This is a genomic window from Kaistia sp. UC242_56 (assembly GCF_044452255.1).
In the GTDB taxonomy this organism is placed as follows: Bacteria; Pseudomonadota; Alphaproteobacteria; order Rhizobiales; family Kaistiaceae; genus Kaistia; species Kaistia defluvii_A.
This window is the reverse complement of the sequence record NZ_JBIOAN010000002.1, coordinates 4,065,363-4,083,940: the sequence shown is the minus strand read 5'-3', so window position 1 is coordinate 4,083,940 and position 18,578 is coordinate 4,065,363. Positions and strand designations below refer to the sequence as shown.

Sequence of the window (18,578 nt, the reverse complement as noted above, 5' to 3'; positions counted from 1 at the left end):
CCTCTCGGAGCCTTTTCCTTCGATGCGCATTTACCATCTTCCGCAACAGGCGCGATGCCGCTTGATTTGTGGATCGGTTCAACGACCTATAGATGAGACAGTGACGGACTCCGGGAGGGCAGATTGGGTCCTGCATTGGGCGATATGATCAACGAACCGTCGCATGGCGAAGCAGAACTGACCGATCTTGACCGGATGACGCGTAGTTTCGGCCAGATTCGGGACTTCGTGGACGTGCTCCCCGCAGCTATTTATACGGTCGATTCCCAAGGCCGGATCACCTCGTTCAACGAGGCGGCCGTAGAATTATGGGGGCGCCGTCCTGTCCTGCATGCGGAAAAATGGAGCGGCGCCTGGCGCCTTCAGAAGCCAGACGGCTCGCCATTGCCGCACGAGGCCTGTCCCATGGCTGTGGCGCTGTCGGAGGGCCGCCCCCTGCGCGGCGCCGAGGCGGTGGCCGAGCGACCAGATGGCACGCGCGTGCATTTTTCGGCCTATCCCACCCCGCTGCGGGATCCGAACGGCGCGATCGTCGGCGGCGTCAACATGCTGGTCGATATCACGGAGCGCAAAAGTTCGGACCTGTCGGCCGCCGTTCTATCGGCGATCGTCGAATCCTCGCATGACGCCATTGTCAGCAAGGACCTGAACGGCATCGTCGTCAGCTGGAATGCAGGCGCGGAAAGCCTGTTCGGCTACACGGCGGCGGAGATGATCGGCAAGCCGATCGCGCTGCTGATCCCGCCCGATCGGCAGGATGAGGAGCCCGCCATCCTCCGGCGCATCCGCAATGGCGAGCGGGTGGACCATTTCGAGACGGTGCGCCGGCGCAAGGATGGCAGCCTGGTCGAGATCTCGCTGACGATTTCTCCCGTGCGGGACCGCAGCGGCCGCATCATCGGCGCCTCCAAGATTGCGCGCGACATCTCCGATCGGCGCCAGGCGGAGCAGCAGCAGCGCCTGATCGTCCGCGAGATGAGCCACCGCATCAAGAATCTGTTCGCCATTGCCGGCTCGATCGTGTCGATGAGCGCGCGCGCCGCCGCGACGCCGGCCGAACTGGCGAAATCCGTCCGCGAGCGGCTCGACGCGCTGACGCGGGCGCATGAGCTGACCCGTCCGGGGCTGATCGACGACATCGACACGGGCGGCGGGGAACAGAACCTGCGCGACTTGATCCAGGCGATCCTGCTGCCCTATCGGGGCGATAACGAAAGCACGCCGCGCCTGGTGCTCGCCGGTCCGGATATCGTCGTCAACGGTTCCGCGGTGGCCAGCCTAGCGCTCGTGTTCAACGAATTCGCCACCAATGCCGCCAAATATGGCGCGCTATCGGCGGCGGAGGGGCGGGTGGAGGTAAGCTGGGCTGTTCATGACGGCATGCTGGCCGTCGACTGGCGGGAGTTCGGCGGCCCGAAGATCGCGCATCGGCCGCAGCGCCAGGGCTTTGGCAGCACGCTCGCCAACCGGGTCGTGGTCGGTCAACTGGCCGGCTCGCTGGAATATGCCTGGGATCTGGACGGCTTGGCGATCCATCTCGCCATCGCGCGCGATCAGCTCGGCTGAAACACGGCGTGGGGTGTTTTTAGCCCGTCATGTCCCATAGCGCCTTCGAAACCCGGCCCATGTCATAGGGCTTGGCGAAGAAGGCGCTGTCGGTCGGCAGGATGTCGGAGGTCGGCGACTGGTGGCCCGAGACCAGGACCAGCTTTACCGGCGGCCAGCGCTCGCGCACGGCATGCGCCAGGCGGATCCCATCCATCGAGCCGGGCATGTCGATGTCCGTGAACAGGATGGTTATCTCCGGATGCGCCTCAAGCATCTGGATCGCCTGGTCGGCATTTGCCGCTTCAATGACCTTGAAGCCGGCTTCCACCAGATCGTCCGCTGCTGCCATGCGAACAAGACCTTCATCCTCGACGACGAGAATGACGGGTGGTCCATTGGAGATGCTCATCACAATAGGGTACCCAACCTTGGCAACACCCGGACACTGGCGACCGGGCCGAATATCTCAGCAGGCGCGACGATAGTTTGCGTCATGCTTGCGTTGCTATGAACCGTCCAACGGAGTTAGCTCCGATTTCGTTCCGGCAAGTCACGTCTTGGCGTCACAATATCACCAGGAGGTTAAGAGGACGCTTCCAGGAACGGCGTTGGGAACCAACTTGCCCCGCGGAAGCTTTAGCCTAGCCGGGGTGAATGTCTCGCCTTCGGTCTCCTGGAGACCACCCATGTTCCATACCTGGCTCAATCTCAACATGCTGGCGTTCGAATCGCAGCAGGTGATTTTCCTGCGCCTCATGACGCTCGCAGCGGGCGGACGGGATGCCCAGCGCGAAGCCGAGCTGATGCTGCGCGAAAAGGTTCTCGCCGCGTCGCAGTCCTCGGTGCGGATGGCCGGCGGTGCTTCGCTCGACAGCGTGGTGCAGACCTATCGCAAGACCGTGCGCGCCAACGCCCGTCGCCTGTCGCGATAAACGGGCCTGCCGCCGCCGCCGGCGGGGACAATCAATCCCTTGTTAACCATAGTTTAAGGCGCTTCGCGTCACCTATCGTCGGGAATCCCGATGCCTCTGCAAGGCCTTGGGGCCTATGGCAGGTGTCGGGGCGACAATATGGTTGGGCGGCGAAATTTCAGTTCGGGTCGGCGCGAGGCAGATGGCCTCGCTGTGTCCCGGTCAGTCGCGCCCCGCCGTTCCGCGCCGTGGCGAACTCTCTCTTGGGCTTTCGCTCCCCTTTGGTTAGGCCTGTTGTTGCCGGCTACGGCGCAGGCGGCCTCCGATCGCGAGTTCAACGGAACCGAGTCGGCTGGGTCAGAACAGATCACCGCGAATGACGGCGATACGGTCCGCTTCAACGAGACCAGCACCGCCGACCAGGCCAACATCATCAACAATTCCGGCGGCTCGACCTATTTCTACGATGCCAGCACCGCCGACGACGCCATCCTGACCAATAACGGCACGGGAAGCCTGTCCTTCGGCAATGCCAGCACAGCCGGTAATTCGACCATCGTCAACAATGGAGGCGGCTCGCTCGGCTTTAGCGGCACGGCCAGCGCCGGCACCGCCAAGGTCACCAACAATGGCACCACACTGTTCAGCGGCTCTTCGACGGCGGACGGCGCCACCTTCGTCACCAATGCCAGCGGCACGCTCACCTTCGCCGACACTAGCACGGCGGGCACCTCGAAGCTGACCGTCAACGGCAAGATGGAATTCACCGACGCTGCCAGCGCCGGAACGGCCGAGATCACCAACAATACCACCGGCGTGGTCGATTTTCTCGACGCCAGCACGCTGGCCGGCGCCTCGCTCAACAATAGCGGCATCGTCAACTTCGCCGGCACCAGCAGCGCCGGCATCGCGACGCTTACCAACAACGCCACTGGCGCCATCGTCTTCTCAGAGCAGGCCTCGCTCGGCGCCGTGGCGCTGCTGTCGAACAGCGGCCAGGTAACGTTCAAGGGCAGCAGCACGGCGGCGACCGGCTTCCTCGCCAACAATGCCGGCGGCTCGATCCTGTTCACGGAGACGAGCACGGCCGGCAATGCGCGCATCGGCAATAGCGGTTCGGTCGCCTTTTCCGGCTCCAGCTCGGCCGGCTCGTCCGATTTGATCAACAATATGGGCTCGGCGATCGCCTTTTCCGGCAACAGCACGGCGGCCCAATCGACGATCAACAATGCCGGCCGCGTCGATTTCTCCGGCTCGAGTTCGGCCGGCGCGGCCAAGATCACCACGGGCGGCGGCGGGCTCACCACCTTTGCCGGCAACGCCACGGGCGGCACCGCCTATCTGATCGCGGACGAGGGTGCGACGGTCGATTTCTCGCAGGTCACGAGCGGCATCGCCGTCGGTACCATCGAGGGCGCCGGCACCTTCCGGCTGGGCGGCAAGGTACTGACTGTCGGCAGCGGCAATCTCTCGACCACCGTCGACGGCACCATCGAGGATGGCGGCATTGGCGGCGGCACCGGCGGCTCGCTGGTCAAGGTCGGCACCGGCACGCTCAGCCTCGGCGGCGTCAGCCTCTACACCGGCCGCACCGACGTTGAGGCCGGGACGCTGCAGGCGGCGAAGAATGGCGCGCTGGCGGAAAAATCCGCCTTCACCATCGCCGCCGGTGCGACGCTGGATCTCGCCGGCTTCAAGGCGACGATCGGCTCGCTGGCCGGCGCCGGCGCGGTCACCCTGAACGCCGCGACCAGCGCGCTCTCGGTCGGCGGCGACGGCACCTCGACGGTGTTTTCCGGCATGATCTCGGGCGAGGGCGGGCTGAACAAGTTCGGCGCCGGCACCTTGGCGCTGACCGCCGACAATGCCTACCAGGGCACGACGACGATCACCGGCGGCACGTTGCAGGTCGATGGCGGCATCGCCGATTCCTCCGTCGTGGTCGGGGCGAACGGTACGTTATCCGGCATCGGCACGGTGGGAGCGACCACGGTCGCCGGCATCCTTTCCGGCGGCAATGCCGCGTCTCCAGCCGGCACGCTCACGATCCGGGGCGATTTGGCGCTGCAAGCGACCGCAACCTTGCGCACCACCGTCACGGCCAATGGCATGAGCCGGGTCTCCGTCGAAGGCGACGTCGATATCGATGGCAGCACGCTGAAGCTGGCGGTCTCGGCCGTGCCGCTGCAGGTCGGCACCTCCTACACGATCCTTTCCGCCACCGGCACGATCACCGGCACCTTCGGCAACACGCTTTCCGACTACGCCTTCCTCGACCCGACGCTCGACCAGACGACGCAGATGATCAGCCTCAAGCTGGATCGCAACGACACGACCTTCGCCTCGGTCGGCGCGACCCCGAACCAGAGGGCGACGGGCGGGGCCGTGGAGCAGCTCGGCTCCGGCAATGCGGTCTATGACGCAGTGCTGCCGCTCGAAGTGGCGACGGCGCGCGCCGCCTTCGACAACCTATCCGGCGAGATCCACGCGACGGCGCTCGGCACCCTGCAGGCGCAGAGCGAGCAGACGCGGACGACGCTGTTGAACCGGATGCGCAATTCCGGCTGGGTCGAGGGCTATACGCCGTGGCTCACCGGCTATGGCGCGCAGTCCAACTTCGACGGCGACGGCAATGCCGCGGGCGGGTCGCGCAATTCGGCCGGCATCATGGCCGGCATCGACCGCACCACGGAGAACGTCCGCGTCGGTCTCGCTGTCGGCATGGACAAGGGCAAGATCTCGCTCGACGACCGCGACAGCTCGGCCGACCTGCAATCCTTCATCCTGGCCGGCTACGGCCAGTGGAACTACGAAGCCCTGCGCGTGCGCGGCGGTGTTGCGATGGCGCTGCACGAGCTCGACGTCGAGCGTCAGATCCACGTTTCCACCCTCAACGGCACGGCGAAGAGTAGCTATGACGGCTGGACCGCGCAGGCCTTCGCCGAGCTCGGCTATGTGCTGCGCTTCGGCGCCAGCGAGGTCGAACCGATGGCAGGCTTCGCCTGCGGCCGCACCGATCTCGACGGCTTCACCGAGGATGGCGCCGGCGCGGCCAATCTCACCTCGGCGGGCGGCGCGCTCTCGGGATGCGCCACCACGCTCGGCCTTCGGGCCAGCCATCGGTTCGATCTCGATAACGGCCTCTGGATCAAGCCGCGCGCCGCAGTCGCCTGGACTCATTCCTTCTCGGACGAGACGCCGACGCTCGGCATGGCCTTTGCCGGCAGCGACACGTTCCAGATCGCCGGCATCGGGCCCAGCCGCGATGCGGCGACCGTGGATGCCGGTCTCGATTTCGGCCTGGTCTATGGCGCCAGCGGCTTCGTCAACTATGCTGGCCGCTTCGCCGCGGGAGAGGACAGCCATGCAGTGCAGCTCGGCGTCCACATCGCCTACTGACGCCGGTTGCATAAACCGGTTCGGCCACGCCGAAAACGTGCAGTCGCCGCTTGACGCGTATGACGTTCCGATACAATCCTCACATCCAGTCGGTCTGGATGTGAGGATTGGTTGTGAAGTTCGTACGCATCATCGCCTTGGCGGCCGCCATTGCCGCTCCCTCCCTTGCCCAGGCGCATTTCCAGGAAATCCTGCCCTCGACCGATAATTTCGGCGCCGAGGACAAGGCGCTGGACCTCGACCTCGTCTTTACCCACCCGATGGATCGGGGCCCGACCATGGACATGGCGAGGCCCGTGCGCTTCGGCGTGGTGACGTCCGAGGGGGAGACGGATCTGCTGGGAACGCTGGTCGAGGCGCCGCGCGACGGCAAGATGGCCTGGAAGACCAGCTACAAGCCAGCCAAGCCCGGCGCCTACACCTTCTTCGTCGAGCCGAGCCCCTATTGGGAGCCGGCCGAGGGCAAGTCCATCATCCATTACGCCAAGGTCGTCATCGATGCGTTCGGCTGGGGTTCGGACTGGGACCGGCCGGTCGGCCTTCCCGTCGAGATCGAGCCGCTGGCGCGCCCGAACGGCCTTTGGACCGGCAATCTGTTCAGCGGCGTCGTGCGCCGCAACGGCGAACCGGTGCCATTCGCCGAAGTCGAGGTCGAGTGGGTCAATGACGGCTCCGTCACGCCGCCGGCCGATGCCTACGTCACCCAGGTGGTCAAGGCGGACGGGCAGGGCGTGTTCCACTACGCCATGCCGCGCGCCGGCTGGTGGGGTTTCGCCGCCCTTGTCGATGCGGATTATCAGCTGCCGGATCCCGACGGCCAGCCGAAGCCGGTCGAGCTTGGCGGTCTGATCTGGGTCCAGGCCCGGGACATGAAATAGCGCCCGTGCGGGGCGGCCTGCTTTCGCCTCTCCCCCAGGGAGAGGTGAAGTAAGCGAGGGACGAGTACGTTATGGCTCATATTCCGGATGGCGTCTTGTCGGTCCCTGTCCTGGCGGGCGGCGGCGTCGTCACCGCCGCGGCCCTGGCCTATGCGCTGAAAAAGCTCGACGAGGACAGCCTGCCGCGCGTCGCCGTTCTTGCCGCGCTGTTCTTCGTCGCGAGCCTGATCAGCGTCGCCGTCGGGCCGACCAGCGTCCATCTGCTGCTGTCGGGGTTGATGGGGCTGATCATCGGCTGGGCCGCCGTGCCGGCCGTCTTCGTCGGGCTGGTGCTGCAGGCGGTCTTCTTCGGCTTCGGCGGCGTCACCACGCTGGGCATCAACACGATGAACATCGCGCTGCCCGGCGTGCTCTGGGCGATGCTGTTCGCGCCTCTGCTCGTCGATGCCGCGCCGCGCCGTGCGGCGTGGGTGGGCGCCGTCGTTGCCGCGCTCTCGGTCGCGACCACCGCCATCCTGGTGGCGCTGGTGCTGACGCTGAGCGATTCCAGCTACACGCTCTCGGCGCGGATCGTGCTCTTCTCCTATGGCCCGCTGCTGGTCGGCGAGGCTGTCATCACCGGCTTTGCCTGCGGCTTCCTCGCCCGCGTCAGCCCGGACATGCTCGGCGCGCGCGCCCTGCGGCGGGGAGGCAAGATTGCCGCGTCGTCCTGATCGCTTCCGCCTGCTGATGCTGGCGACGGCGGCGCTTCTCGTCGCCGCCAGTCCCGCCTCGGCGCACCGACTCAAGGTGTTCGCCTCGGCGATCGGGTCGAGCATCGAGGGCGAGGCCTATTTTGTCGGCAGCGGACCGGCCGCCGGCGTCGACGTCACCCTGCGCGACACGGCGGACAAGGTGCTGCAATCGGGCAAGACGGGGCCGGATGGCAAATTCGCGTTGAAGGCGACGGGAACTGGCGACATCACCGTCACGGTCGACGCGGAAGACGGTCATGTCGCGCGCTTCACCGTCGCGGCCTCCGAGCTGGATTCGAACCCGCCCGCGGCCGTGCCACCTGCCTCTGCCGCGCTGGCAGGCGATGCCAAGCCTGTCGACGCCTCGATGCCTGCCGCCGCCGCGCCGGCCGTGTCGATGGCTGATCTCGAGATTGCCGTGGCGCGCAAGGTCGCGCCGCTCGCCGCCCAGATCGACGCGCTGCAATCCGCCCTGCGGATCCAGGACATCATCGGCGGCATCGGCTACATCGTCGGGATATTCGGGCTGGTCGCCTTCCTGAAGTCGCGCCGCCCTGCGAAAGATCGCCAGTCATGAGCGGCAAGGCGAGCGCCGCGGCCATCTTCGCGGAAAACCGCGATGCAGGTCCGCTCGCCGCCATCGATCCGCGCGTCCGCCTGGCGGCTGCGATCACCTTCCTGGCGCTGCTGGCGGTGTTGCAGACGGCGCCCGCTCTCGTCGCCGCCTTGCTCGCGGCGCTGGCTGTCGCCGTCTTCGCCCGGCTGCCGTTCCGCGCGACGCTGCGCCGGCTGACGGCGGTCGAGGGATTCCTGCTGTTCCTGCTGCTGACCCTGCCGCTCACCATGCCGGGCCATGCGCTGTTCAGCCTCTTCGGCCTGCCTGTCTCGGAGGAGGGCGTGCGCCGCGCCATCGTCATCATCGTCCGCGTCAATGCCGGCGTGCTGATGGCGGCGGCGCTGCTCTCGACCATGGGCACGATGCGGCTCGCCGGCGCCATTAGCGGCATCGGCGTGCCCCCGCGCATCGCGCATCTGTTCCAGCTCACCGTGCGCTATGTCGGCGTCTTTCACGAGGAATATGCCCGGTTGCGGCGGGCCATGCGGGCGCGGGGCTTTCGCGCCGGCAGCAACCGCCATAGCTGGCGCAGCCTCGGCCATCTGCTCGGCATGTTGGTGCTGCGCAGCGCCGAACGGGCCGAGCGGGTCGCCTGGGCGATGCGGGCGCGCGGCTTTTCCGGCCAGTTTCCCGCCTTCGCGCAGCGCCGGCTGGAGCGCGCCGATCGTCTCTTCATCCTCATCTGGCCGGTGCTTTTGATTGCGCTCGCCTGGCTGGAGTTCGGCTGAATGAACGCGCTGCCCCCGCCGCTGATCCGCCTTTCCGGCATCGTCGCCGGCTATGCCGCCGCCAAGCCCGTGCTCGATGGCGTCGATCTCGTGCTCAACCCGGGCGAGCGCATGGTGCTGCTCGGCACCAATGGCGCCGGCAAGAGCACGCTGCTGCATGTCATCACCGGCTTCATTCCCGCCAGCGCCGGCACGGTCGAAGCGTTTGGCGCGGTGCGGCGTACCGAGGCGGATTTCCGCAGCGTGCGCGTGCGCGCCGGCCTCGTGTTCCAGGACGCGGACGACCAGCTCTTCTGCCCAACCGTGATCGAGGACGTCGCCTTTGGGCCGCTCAATCTCGGGCAATCGCGCGAGGAAGCCTATGAGACGGCGCGGGCGACGCTCCGCTCGCTCGAACTCGGCCATCTCGCCGACCGGGTCACGCACCGGCTGTCAGGCGGCGAGAAGCGGTTGGTCTCGATCGCCGCCGTGCTCGCCATGCAGCCGGAAGTGCTGCTGCTGGACGAGCCGACGGTGGGGCTCGATCCCGATGCCTATGCCCGGCTCAGCGACATTCTCGAAGCGCTGCCCCAAGCGATGATCATCGTGGCGCATGACGCACATTTCATGGCGCGCTTCGCCACCTGCGCGCTGCTTTTGAAAGATGGCCGCGGCCATCGCGGCAGCGTCCACCAGCATCCGCACCATCACAGTCATGCCCATGTGCATTTCGAGCATGATGTCGAGGGCTCGCTGCCGGTCGGCCTCGGCGCGCATCCCCTCTGAGCGTCGCGGCGCGGATGGCTCTGCGTCCGCTCCCTGTGCGCTGCGTCTCAGTCTGAGGCGCTCGGAGAGGTTTTAATTTCCGTGACGCCTCTGCCATGATACGGGCGAGCCTGCCGTGCGAGGTCACGGTGGATCAGGCGACGGAATCACACGATGAGCGCATCGAACGCGACCCTGCAGGAGGCGACGCCCGAGCTCTCCAATGATGGCCTGCTCGGCATCGTCGCCCTTGTCGCCGTCCTATTCGTGGTGTTCGGCCTTGTCGTCTCGCCGCCGGGCGACATCGTGCCCGGCCTCGTCAAGATCCTGCTCGCCCGGGACACGCTGATTACCGACTATATCGGCGTCGGTGGCATGGGCGCCGCCTTCGTCAATGCCGGCCTGCTGACGCTGGTTTCCGCCGGCATCTACCGCCTCGCCGGCGCGAAGATCGGCGGCGCCTCGATCGCCTGCCTGATGCTGGTGCTGGGCTTCGGCCTGTTCGGCAAGAACCTGCTCAACATCTGGCCGATCATCGGCGGGGTCTATCTCTATTCGCTCTACAAGCAGGAGGATTTCGCCGCCCATATCAACACGGCCTTCTTCGGCTGTGCGCTGGCGCCGGTGTTCTCCGAGATCCTGTTCTCGACCGCCATTCCGATGTCGATCGGCCTGCCGCTCGGGCTGGCGACGGGTCTGCTGATGGGCTTCATGCTGCCGCCCGCCGCCGCGCAGCTGTTCAAGGCCCATATGGGCTTCAGCCTCTACAATATGGGGTTCACCGCCGGCATCGTCGGCACGCTGGTCGTCGCTATCTACAAGTCCTACGGCTTCGTGCCCGACCCGGTCTTCATCTGGACCACCGGCAACAACTGGCTGCTCGGCTCGTTCCTGACCGTGCTGTTTCTCGGGCTGGTCGCGGGTGGCCTCTATGTCGACCGCGCATCGCTTGGAAAGCTGAAGGAGATCCTGGCGCTCTCCGGCCAGTCGCCGAGCGATTTCGTGGCGCTGGTCGGCATCGGCCCGACGCTCGTCAACATGGGCGTCACCGGCGCGATCGGCATGGTCTATGTGCTGCTGGTCGGCGGCGACCTGAACGGCCCGGTGATCGGCGCGATCTTCACGATGGTCGGCTTCGCCGCCTACGGCAAGCATCCCAAGAACGTGTTGCCGATCATGGTCGGCGTCTTCATCGGTTCGCTGGCCAAGCCCTGGAGCGCCTCCGATCCTTCGATCGTGCTGGCGGCGCTGTTCGGCACGACGCTGGCGCCGATCGCTGGCCGCTTCGGCTGGTATTGGGGCATCGTCGCCGGCTTCGTGCATTCCTCCGCCGCGCAGGCGGTCGGCGTGCTGCATGGCGGGCTCAATCTCTACAATAACGGCTTCGCCGCCGGCATCGTCGCCTCCGTGCTGGCGCCGGTGATCACGGCGATCCAGTGGCGCAAGGCCGACAAGCCGGAAGAGAAGCTCTAGTCATGGCTGTGCCCGGGATCCTCCCCATGAGCGTGATCGTGACGATGCCCATGGCCATGGTCGTGGCCGTCGTCGTGATGGTGATGGCGGTGCGTGTGGCCCTGTTCCGGCTCGGCATGTTCCACCGGCATGATGTGCAGGGCGCCATGGCGCACGCCGCGCTGGCTGATCACGCTGTCGGCGAAGGCCTGCAGCTTCGACACCGTGCCGCGCAGGATCGAGACCTCGAGGCAATTGTCATGGTCCATATGGACATGGGTGGTCGAGATCGACATGTCGGAATGGTGATGGTGGTTGGTGGTCAGCCGGCTCGCCAGCGCCCGGGTCTCGTGGTTGTAGACGTAGGTCAGCGTCGCATGGCAGATCTCGTCCGCGCCGGCCGCCTCGGTCGCCGCCGCCTGGGCGCGCGAGAACTCCGAGCGGATGATGTCGCGCAGCGCTTCCGACCGGCTCTGATAGCCCTTGCTCTGGCAAAGTGCGTCGATGCCTTCCAGCAGGTCGTCGTCGATCGTCACCGTCACGCGCTGCATGGCCGCTTCTCCCTAAATATTTGTCATGGTTAGCATAAAATGAATGGCGCGCCGTCTCCAGCATCTCGCTGCGAATTGCATGCGACATCGCCGCAATCTAGAGTCTGCCGGGTCGCTCGGGGGTGAATGACATGGATCAAGACAGTCGGAAATCCGTCGCGCCGCAGGGCATGCTCAGCCTCTGGCTGGTGCTGTTCGTCGTCTGGATGGTCGCCAATTCCACGCTGGCCGTCGAAGTCGCCATCCTCGGCGCGGTGATCACCCTGGCGCTGGCCTATGTCTTCACCTCGAGCAGCGACGCCTGGCGCCGGATTCGCTGGACGCCGGCGGGCTTCTATCACTTCCTCGCCTATAGCGGCACCTTCCTGGTCGAGCTGGTCAAGGCCAACATCGCCATGATGCGGGTGGTCTACGCCCCGCGCATCGATATCCATCCCGGGGTGGTCAAGATCCGCACGAAGTTGAAGTCGCCGATCGGCCGGCTGGCGCTTGCCAACACCATCGCGCTGACGCCCGGGTCGCTCGTCCTCGATATCAAGGGCGAGACCTTGTACATCCACTGGCTCGACGTCCAGACGACCGATCTCGACAAGGCGACCGAAGCGCTCGCCGGCCCGTTCGAGACGCATCTGGAGAAAGTCTTTGGCTGAGTTCATCATCCAGATCGCCGCGATCCTGATCTTTCTCGCCATCCTGTGCGGCGTGATCCGGCTCGTCATCGGCAGGACGCTGGTCGACCGCATCGTCGCCATCGACATGCTGACTGTCATCTCGATTTCGCTGATCGCCCTCTACGCGCATGTATCCGGCCGCTTCGTCTATATCGACGTGGCGCTGGTCTATGGCCTGCTCAGCTTCCTGGCGGTGCTGGCGATCGCGCGTTTCCTGGAAAAGGGGCTCTAGCGTGCTCGAGTTCCTGCTCCTCCTCGTCTGCGCCAGCATCCTCGTCAGCGGCATCCTCGCCGTCTGCCTGAAGGATGTGCTGCCCGCCATGGTGGCGTCCGGCTTGGCGAGCCTGTTCGCGGCAGTGTCGTTCCTGCTGCTGGCCGCGCCCGACGTGGCGATGGCGGAAGCGGCGATCGGCTCCGGCCTCGCCACCTTCATCTTCCTTTACGCCATCCGCAAAACCGGCAACGGAAAGGGCTGAGCATGATCGAGCTGATCGGCAGCCTGTTGATCCTGGCCGGCGCCATCTTCCTGTTTTCGGCTGGCGTCGGCATCCTGCGCATGCCCGACACCTTCACCCGCATCCAGTCCGGCACCAAGGCGACGACGCTCGGCAACATGCTGGTGCTGGCCGGGCTCGCCTTCTACCACCCCGGCTGGACCTTCAAGCTGATCCTGGCGATCTACTTCGTGCTGATGACCAACCCGATCTCGTCGCACGCGCTGTCGCGCGCCGCCTACCGCATCCGCACGCCGATGACCTCGACCACCGGCGTCGACATGCTGGCCGAGGACGAGGCCGGCGAGAGCGGGGCGAGGCCGCCATCTGGCAGCGCCGGACGGAGGAAGCGCTCATGATGCGCCACGTCCTGGTCGCGGTTATCGTCGTGCTGTTCGGGCTGATCTTCGCGCGCATGGTCGGCGGCTATGTCGAGCTGGACGCGCTGCGGCCGCTGGCGCTCGATTATGTCACCCGCGCGCCGGTCGAGCTCGGCACGCCCAACATCATCACCGGCATCCTGATCACCTATCGCGGCTTCGACACGCTGGGCGAGGTGGCGGTTCTGTTCATGGTGGCGGCCAGTGTCGGCCTGCTGCTGAAGAAGGATGACGGCAAGGCGTCCATCGCCAAGGTTTCCAGCGACAAGGCCGCTGGCGAGAAGACGCCGGCCGCGAAGCCGGTGCTCGCCAGGACGGAGGCGGCAAGGGCCGCCGCGGCCCGGGCAGCGGCGGCGAAGGCCAATGCCAGCGCCCGCGCCGCGACAGCCGGCACCGTGGCCGTAAAGACCGCCCGGGCGGCGGAGCCGGCGGAAGACGATGAGGCGCCGCAGCGGGAGCCGAGCGAGATCGTCCGCACCGGCACGGAAGTCCTGCTGCCGCTGATCTTCACCTTCGGCGCCTATGTCATCGTCAACGGCCATCTCTCGGCCGGCGGCGGCTTCCAGGGCGGCGCCATCGTCGCCTCCGGCGTCATGCTGATGCTTCTGGCACGACCGGGCGCGACGCTCAACGTCGCGCTGCTCTCGATCGTCGAATCCTTCGCCGGCGTCTTCTATGTCGGCCTCGGCATTCTGGGCCTGGTGCTGGCCGGGGGCTTCCTCGATCCGCGCTTCCTGCCCAAGGGCGAGTTCGGCGCCTTCATCAGCGCCGGCGCCATCCCGCTCATCTCCGCGCTGCTCGGCATCAAGGTCGGCGCCGAGCTCAGCGTCATCATCGACCGCTTCAGAAGCTGAGCCGGGGAAACGGGACATGACGACAGGCCTACCGGTTTCCACCATCCTGCTGATCACGGGCTTCGGGCTCGCGCTGATCGGCATCTGGGGCATGCTGACCCACCGCAATATCCTGCGCATCATCATCGGCTTCGCCGTGATGGACACCGGACTGCACCTCGTCATGGTCGCGACGGGCTACATCACCGCCGGCACGGCGCCGATCCTCGACGCTGCCTTGAGCCAGGCCGATGCGCCCCACCGCGCCATCGACCCGATCCCCTCGGCGCTGGTGGTCACGGCGATCGTCATCGGCCTTTCGGTGACGGCCGTCATGCTCGCCTACGCCATCCGCCTCTACGCCGCCAAGAAGACGCTCTCCATCGACGCGTTCACGGAGTCGAAATGGTAGACGCGCTTTTCCATCCGCTGAACATCTTCCTGTTCGGCCTCGGCGGCGGCTTCGTCATTCCGCTGCTCTACCGGCTCGGCAAGCCGTGGCTGCATGCCGGCTTCTTCGTCGCGCTGATCGGGATCGTCGCGGTCAGCGGCGTCTCGTTCGCCGGCCTGCTGCAGGGCGGGCCGACGATCGAGGTGCTGACGGGCGTCGGCCTGCCGCCCATGTCGATCAATCTGCGCTTCGGCCTCTGGGAAGGCTTCTTCACCTTCGGCGTCAATCTCGTGGCGCTGCTGGGTGCGCTGCATCTCTGGGATCGGCTCAAGGGCAATTACGGCGCGCTGCTGCTCTATCTCATCCTGGTGATGGGCATAGACGGCATGGTGATGACCCGCGATCTGTTCAATCTCTTCGTCTTCCTGGAGATTGTCTCGATCGCCACCTATGGCCTGCTCGGGCTGGAGCGCAACGCGGCCGCGATGTCGGCGGCGTTCAAATACATCATGGCGACCGTCATCGCCTCGACCCTGTTCCTGCTCGGTTCGGTGCTGCTCTATTACGTCACCGGCACGCTCAACATCGACGCGCTGATCGAGCATCGCGCTCAAATCACCGGGCCGATCGGCATCGCGGCGCTCATCATGGTGCTCGCCTGCCTGATCCTTGAGCTGAAGCCGTTCCCGGCCAATGGCTGGGGCCTCGATGTCTACGAGACGGCGCCGAGCGGCATCGCGTCGATGGTCTCGGTCGGCGTTTCGGCCGGCGTGTTCTTTGCGCTGATGAAGCTGCTGCCGCTGTTCGAGGACCAGCTCGGCATCATCGCCGTCTCCGGCGGCATCAGCTTCCTGTTCTCCAACCTGATCGGCTGCACGCAGACCAAGGTGCAGCGGATGCTCGGCTATTCGTCGATCAGCCAGATGGGCCTGATGATGCTGGCCCTGGCGCTGCTGACGGAGATCGGCGCCACCGCCTCGATCCCGCTCGTCGTCGGCGGCCTGTTCGTCAACCACCTGCTCGCCAAGGCCGGCCTGTTCTGGCTCGCCGGGGTGTTGCGCCAGGACGATGTCGACGCGCGCACCAGCCTTTCCGGCCGGCCGCTTCTGCTTGCGCTGCTGGCGCTGTTCATGGTCGCGATCGCCGGCCTGCCGCCATTCCCCGGCTTCTGGGCCAAGTGGGAGCTGGTGATGCAACTGACCAGCGCCGGCAAGCTGCCCTGGATCGCCGTGATCCTGACCGGCTCGCTGCTCGAAGCCGCCTACATGTTTCACTGGTTCGTCCGCGCCATGCGCCCGTCCGACGCGCGGGCCGAGGCGAGGCCGGACCTCGTCGCGCTGCTGCCGATCTTCGGCATCGCGCTGTTGCTCGTCGTCGCCGGCTATATTGCTGCCCGGCTGTCCGGCGCGGCATCGCTCTGGATCTTCGCACCGCTTGCCGTCGGCGTCGTGCTCTATGCGCTCGATCGGCTGCCCGGCCGGTTGAAGGCCGTGCTGATGCTGATCGCCGTGGCGCTGGTCGGCTTCTGGCTGGCCGAAAGCGCCACCGGAATCGCCCGGCTCTTCGCCGTGCTGCTGCTCGGCGGCAGCCTCGTCATCGCCGCCGCCAGCCTCTATCGCGACGATCCGCGCCCCGGCTATTTCCCGATGCTGGCGGTGCTGCTGCTCTCGATCCCGGCGCTGCTGCGCTCCTCGACCAGCCTCGAATTCTTCTTCAGCTGGGAAATCGTCACGCTCGCCTCCTGCTTCCTGATCGCCAAGGGCAGGGGAGCGGGGCCGCATGTGCTGACCTTCCTGCTGTTCTCGCTGCTCTCGGCCTTCTTCCTGCTCGCGGGCTTCGCCGGTATCGCCTCGGTCAGCGGCACCACCAGCCTTTCGGCGCTGCTGACCGCCGGCCCCGACGCCACCACGGCGCTGGTGTTGCTCGGCATCGGCTTCCTCATCAAGGCGGGCGCCATCGGCGTGCATGTCTGGCTGCCGGGCGCCTATGCGGAAGCGGATGATGATTTCACCGCCATGCTCTCGGCCGTGGTCAGCAAGGTGGCGATCTTCGGCCTTCTGACCGGCACCTATCTGGCGATCCGCTCGCAAGCGGCTCTCGAACTCGCCCATGGCATGGCCTGGATCGGCATGCTGACGACGATCGCCGGCGCGGTGATGGCGCTGCGCCAGACCGACTTCAAGCGGCTGCTCGCCTATTCCAGTATGAGCCAGCTCGGCTATATCGTCACGGCGATCGCGCTGATGAGCCATCTCGGCTGGGTCACCGCGCTCTATCTCGTCGCCAACCACATGATGGTGAAGGGCATATTGTTCCTCGCCATCGCCGGTATCATTCTTCGCACCGGCACGAGGTCGTTCGGCGAGACGGGCGGTCTGGCGCGCGCCATGCCCATCACCTTCATCCTGTTCGTGGTCGCCATCATTTCGATGTCCGGCCTGCCGCCGCTGATGGGCTTCGGCGGTAAGTGGCTGCTGCTTTCGGCCATGACCGACAAGGGCTGGAACTTCCTCGCCGCGGCCGGCCTTTTCGCCACCTTCCTCGGCTTCCTCTACATGATCCGCCTCGTCGCCGGCCTGTTCCTGGGCAAGCGCCAGCGCGGGCAGGAGAGCGTGCGCGAACTTCCGCTCGCGCTGCTGGTGCCGCAGGCGCTGCTGGTCGTCGGCATCCTGGTGCTGTCGCTCTATCCGAAGCTGCTGATGGACCCCGTCTCGGCGGCGATCGACCCGCAATTCGCCTCGACGCTGGTCTGGGAGGGCATGTCGCTCTACACGATCTACGGCTACTGGAACCCGACGCCGGTGATGCTGATCGCCGTCGCGGTGGCGGCCGTGCTCGGCGTCATCGCCTGGGCCGTCTATCGCAGCGGCGTCGGTCGCACGGGCAATCTGGCGCGTTTCTACGCCTATTATCGGCGCGGGATCGAGGTGGCCGTGCCGCCGGTCGCCACGCTGTTCTGGCAGGGCGTCACCGACTTCACGCTCGCCACCGCCGCCACCTTCCGCCAGGTCTATACCGGCAACGGGCAGACCTATGCGATGGTGGTGCTGTTCTATTTCCTCGCGCTCTATCTCGCGAGCACCGGCCCTGCCGGCTTCTGGATCGCAGGCTGACATGAGCATGACCACGCCCCCCGACGAGATGATCCCGCTGCACCTGCTGCGGCTGGTCAGCCCCAGCCTGCCGGTCGGCGCCTTCTCCTATTCGCGCGGCCTCGAATATGCCGCCGAGGCCGGCTGGGTGCATGACGAGCCTTCCGCGAAGACCTGGATCCACGGCACGCTGGAGAACTCCTTCGCCGTGCTCGACGGCGCGCTGTTCTGGCGGATGAGCGAGGCGCTGGCGCGCGACGACGCGGAAGCCTTCCTCCATGCGGATGCCTGGCTTTCCGCCGGGCGCGAGAGCCGCGAATTGCAGCTCGAGGACCGCCGCATGGGTGAGGCGCTGCTTCGCCTGCTCGCCGATCTCGAAGTGCCGCAGGCGCAGCTCTATCTCGGCCGGCCCTTGACCTATCCGGCCGCCTTCGCGATTGCCGCGCATCACTGGAACGTCTCGCCGGCGGCGGCGCTGAAGGGCCTGATGTGGACGATCGCCGAGGGTCAGGTCGCGGCGCTCTTGCGCCTGGTCAAGCTCGGCCACACCGCCGGCCAGCGTATTCTCATCGACGCGGTGCCGGTGATCGAACGGGCCGTGGCGACGGCCCGCAGCCTCGAAGACGACGAGATCGGCAACGTCTCGGTCGCGATGGCCATGGCCAGCGCCTGGCACGAAACGCAGTATTCGCGGCTGTTTAGGTCTTAGCGGGGGCTGGTTGCCCAGATCCTTGAACCTTCCGGTCCGATCGATTGGCCCCGCCATCATCCTGAGGTGCTTCGCAGGAGCGAAGCCTCGAAGGAGGATCCAGCGAGCCACTCCGGTTCGCAGACGAGGGGAACTCCGCCCGGATCCAGATGAGGAATGTTCACTGGACCCTCCTTCGAGGCCCGGCTTCGCCGGGCACCTCAGGATGATGGTCGAGGGTTGGAGCACGCAAACCACCACCTTCCGGCGTCATCCGGGCTCGACCCGGATCCATGCCGCTGAAGCCGAACGCGTGCGAGCCGCCCGAAATCCCGGCTGGATGGATCCCGGATCGCCGCTTCGCGCCGTCCGGGATGACGACGAGGGTGGAGTAGGATCGGTACTTAATTCTTCCTCGGCACATCGGGGGAGAGGCGAGGGGACGCCCGACGCCGTGCCCACACCTTC

At 66.3% G+C, this 18,578-nt stretch carries 19 protein-coding genes; 17 read left to right on the top strand and 2 right to left on the bottom strand.

Annotated features, from left to right (window positions below):
- Positions 1–144: 144 nt before the first annotated feature.
- Positions 145–1,566: a PAS domain S-box protein gene (locus ACHMWQ_RS21965; RefSeq protein WP_396309093.1), complete on the top strand. Its 1,422-nt coding sequence runs from the start codon at positions 145–147 to the stop codon at positions 1,564–1,566.
- Positions 1,567–1,585: 19 nt separating this feature from the next.
- Here ACHMWQ_RS21965 and ACHMWQ_RS21960 read toward each other — a convergent pair whose 3' ends face one another.
- Positions 1,586–1,957: a response regulator gene (locus ACHMWQ_RS21960; protein ID WP_396309092.1), complete on the bottom strand. Its 372-nt coding sequence runs from the start codon at positions 1,955–1,957 to the stop codon at positions 1,586–1,588.
- A 277-nt stretch (positions 1,958–2,234) separates the two neighbouring features.
- On the opposite strand from ACHMWQ_RS21960, the gene ACHMWQ_RS21955 reads away from it, so the two are divergent.
- The 8 genes from ACHMWQ_RS21955 (at position 2,235) to ACHMWQ_RS21920 (ending at position 11,031) form a co-directional block, all read left to right on the top strand.
- The gene (locus ACHMWQ_RS21955; RefSeq protein ID WP_354550945.1) at positions 2,235–2,480 is read left to right on the top strand and encodes a hypothetical protein; all 246 of its coding nucleotides are present in this window, start codon (positions 2,235–2,237) and stop codon (positions 2,478–2,480) included.
- 273 nt (positions 2,481–2,753) lie between these two features.
- On the top strand, positions 2,754–5,858 hold the full coding sequence (locus ACHMWQ_RS21950) for an autotransporter domain-containing protein (RefSeq protein ID WP_396309091.1): 3,105 nt from the start codon (positions 2,754–2,756) through the stop codon (positions 5,856–5,858).
- 113 nt (positions 5,859–5,971) lie between these two features.
- Positions 5,972–6,736 (top strand): DUF4198 domain-containing protein, encoded by a 765-nt coding sequence (locus ACHMWQ_RS21945; protein WP_396309090.1) that lies wholly within the window; start codon positions 5,972–5,974, stop codon positions 6,734–6,736.
- Positions 6,737–6,807: 71 nt separating this feature from the next.
- On the top strand, positions 6,808–7,449 hold the full coding sequence (gene cbiM / locus ACHMWQ_RS21940; RefSeq protein WP_396309089.1) for a cobalt transporter CbiM: 642 nt from the start codon (positions 6,808–6,810) through the stop codon (positions 7,447–7,449).
- Positions 7,433–8,047: a hypothetical protein gene (locus ACHMWQ_RS21935; RefSeq protein ID WP_396309088.1), complete on the top strand. Its 615-nt coding sequence runs from the start codon at positions 7,433–7,435 to the stop codon at positions 8,045–8,047. Before cbiM ends, ACHMWQ_RS21935 begins: the two co-directional genes overlap by 17 nt.
- Positions 8,044–8,814, top strand: coding sequence for a cobalt ECF transporter T component CbiQ (gene cbiQ / locus ACHMWQ_RS21930; RefSeq protein WP_396309087.1), 771 nt, complete (start codon positions 8,044–8,046; stop codon positions 8,812–8,814). The genes ACHMWQ_RS21935 and cbiQ overlap by 4 nt, the downstream gene beginning before the upstream one ends.
- The gene (locus ACHMWQ_RS21925) at positions 8,815–9,579 is read left to right on the top strand and encodes an energy-coupling factor ABC transporter ATP-binding protein (RefSeq protein WP_396309086.1); all 765 of its coding nucleotides are present in this window, start codon (positions 8,815–8,817) and stop codon (positions 9,577–9,579) included.
- 153 nt (positions 9,580–9,732) lie between these two features.
- The gene (locus ACHMWQ_RS21920; protein WP_396309085.1) at positions 9,733–11,031 is read left to right on the top strand and encodes a DUF1576 domain-containing protein; all 1,299 of its coding nucleotides are present in this window, start codon (positions 9,733–9,735) and stop codon (positions 11,029–11,031) included.
- On the opposite strand, the gene nikR is transcribed toward ACHMWQ_RS21920, so the two are convergent.
- The gene (nikR, locus tag ACHMWQ_RS21915) at positions 11,028–11,561 is read right to left on the bottom strand and encodes a nickel-responsive transcriptional regulator NikR (protein WP_396309084.1); all 534 of its coding nucleotides are present in this window, start codon (positions 11,559–11,561) and stop codon (positions 11,028–11,030) included. The genes ACHMWQ_RS21920 and nikR overlap by 4 nt on opposite strands.
- Positions 11,562–11,692: 131 nt before the next feature.
- Here nikR and ACHMWQ_RS21910 point away from each other — a divergent pair, with 131 nt between their 5' ends.
- Genes ACHMWQ_RS21910 through ACHMWQ_RS21875 form a run of 8 tightly spaced genes read left to right on the top strand, consistent with a single transcriptional unit; the run spans position 11,693 to position 18,131 of the window.
- Positions 11,693–12,211 carry a Na+/H+ antiporter subunit E gene (locus ACHMWQ_RS21910; RefSeq protein WP_396309083.1) on the top strand — a complete coding sequence of 173 codons (519 nt, stop codon included), beginning with the start codon at positions 11,693–11,695 and terminating at the stop codon, positions 12,209–12,211.
- Positions 12,204–12,464 (top strand): monovalent cation/H+ antiporter complex subunit F, encoded by a 261-nt coding sequence (locus ACHMWQ_RS21905; protein WP_266329985.1) that lies wholly within the window; start codon positions 12,204–12,206, stop codon positions 12,462–12,464. Before ACHMWQ_RS21910 ends, ACHMWQ_RS21905 begins: the two co-directional genes overlap by 8 nt.
- Position 12,465: 1 nt before the next feature.
- Complete coding sequence (locus ACHMWQ_RS21900) at positions 12,466–12,708, top strand: hydrogenase subunit MbhD domain-containing protein (RefSeq protein WP_354550935.1); 243 nt, start codon at positions 12,466–12,468, stop codon at positions 12,706–12,708.
- Positions 12,709–12,710: 2 nt separating this feature from the next.
- Positions 12,711–13,085, top strand: a complete 375-nt coding sequence (gene mnhG / locus ACHMWQ_RS21895) for a monovalent cation/H(+) antiporter subunit G (protein ID WP_396309082.1) — start codon at positions 12,711–12,713, stop codon at positions 13,083–13,085.
- On the top strand, positions 13,082–13,960 hold the full coding sequence (mbhE, locus tag ACHMWQ_RS21890; RefSeq protein WP_396309081.1) for a hydrogen gas-evolving membrane-bound hydrogenase subunit E: 879 nt from the start codon (positions 13,082–13,084) through the stop codon (positions 13,958–13,960). Before mnhG ends, mbhE begins: the two co-directional genes overlap by 4 nt.
- A gap of 16 nt (positions 13,961–13,976) precedes the next feature.
- Positions 13,977–14,351 (top strand): cation:proton antiporter subunit C, encoded by a 375-nt coding sequence (locus ACHMWQ_RS21885; RefSeq protein WP_354550931.1) that lies wholly within the window; start codon positions 13,977–13,979, stop codon positions 14,349–14,351.
- On the top strand, positions 14,345–17,443 hold the full coding sequence (locus ACHMWQ_RS21880) for a complex I subunit 5 family protein (RefSeq protein ID WP_396309080.1): 3,099 nt from the start codon (positions 14,345–14,347) through the stop codon (positions 17,441–17,443). The genes ACHMWQ_RS21885 and ACHMWQ_RS21880 overlap by 7 nt, the downstream gene beginning before the upstream one ends.
- A 7-nt stretch (positions 17,444–17,450) precedes the next feature.
- Positions 17,451–18,131, top strand: a complete 681-nt coding sequence (locus tag ACHMWQ_RS21875; RefSeq protein WP_396309079.1) for an urease accessory protein UreF — start codon at positions 17,451–17,453, stop codon at positions 18,129–18,131.
- Positions 18,132–18,578: the final 447 nt, after the last annotated feature.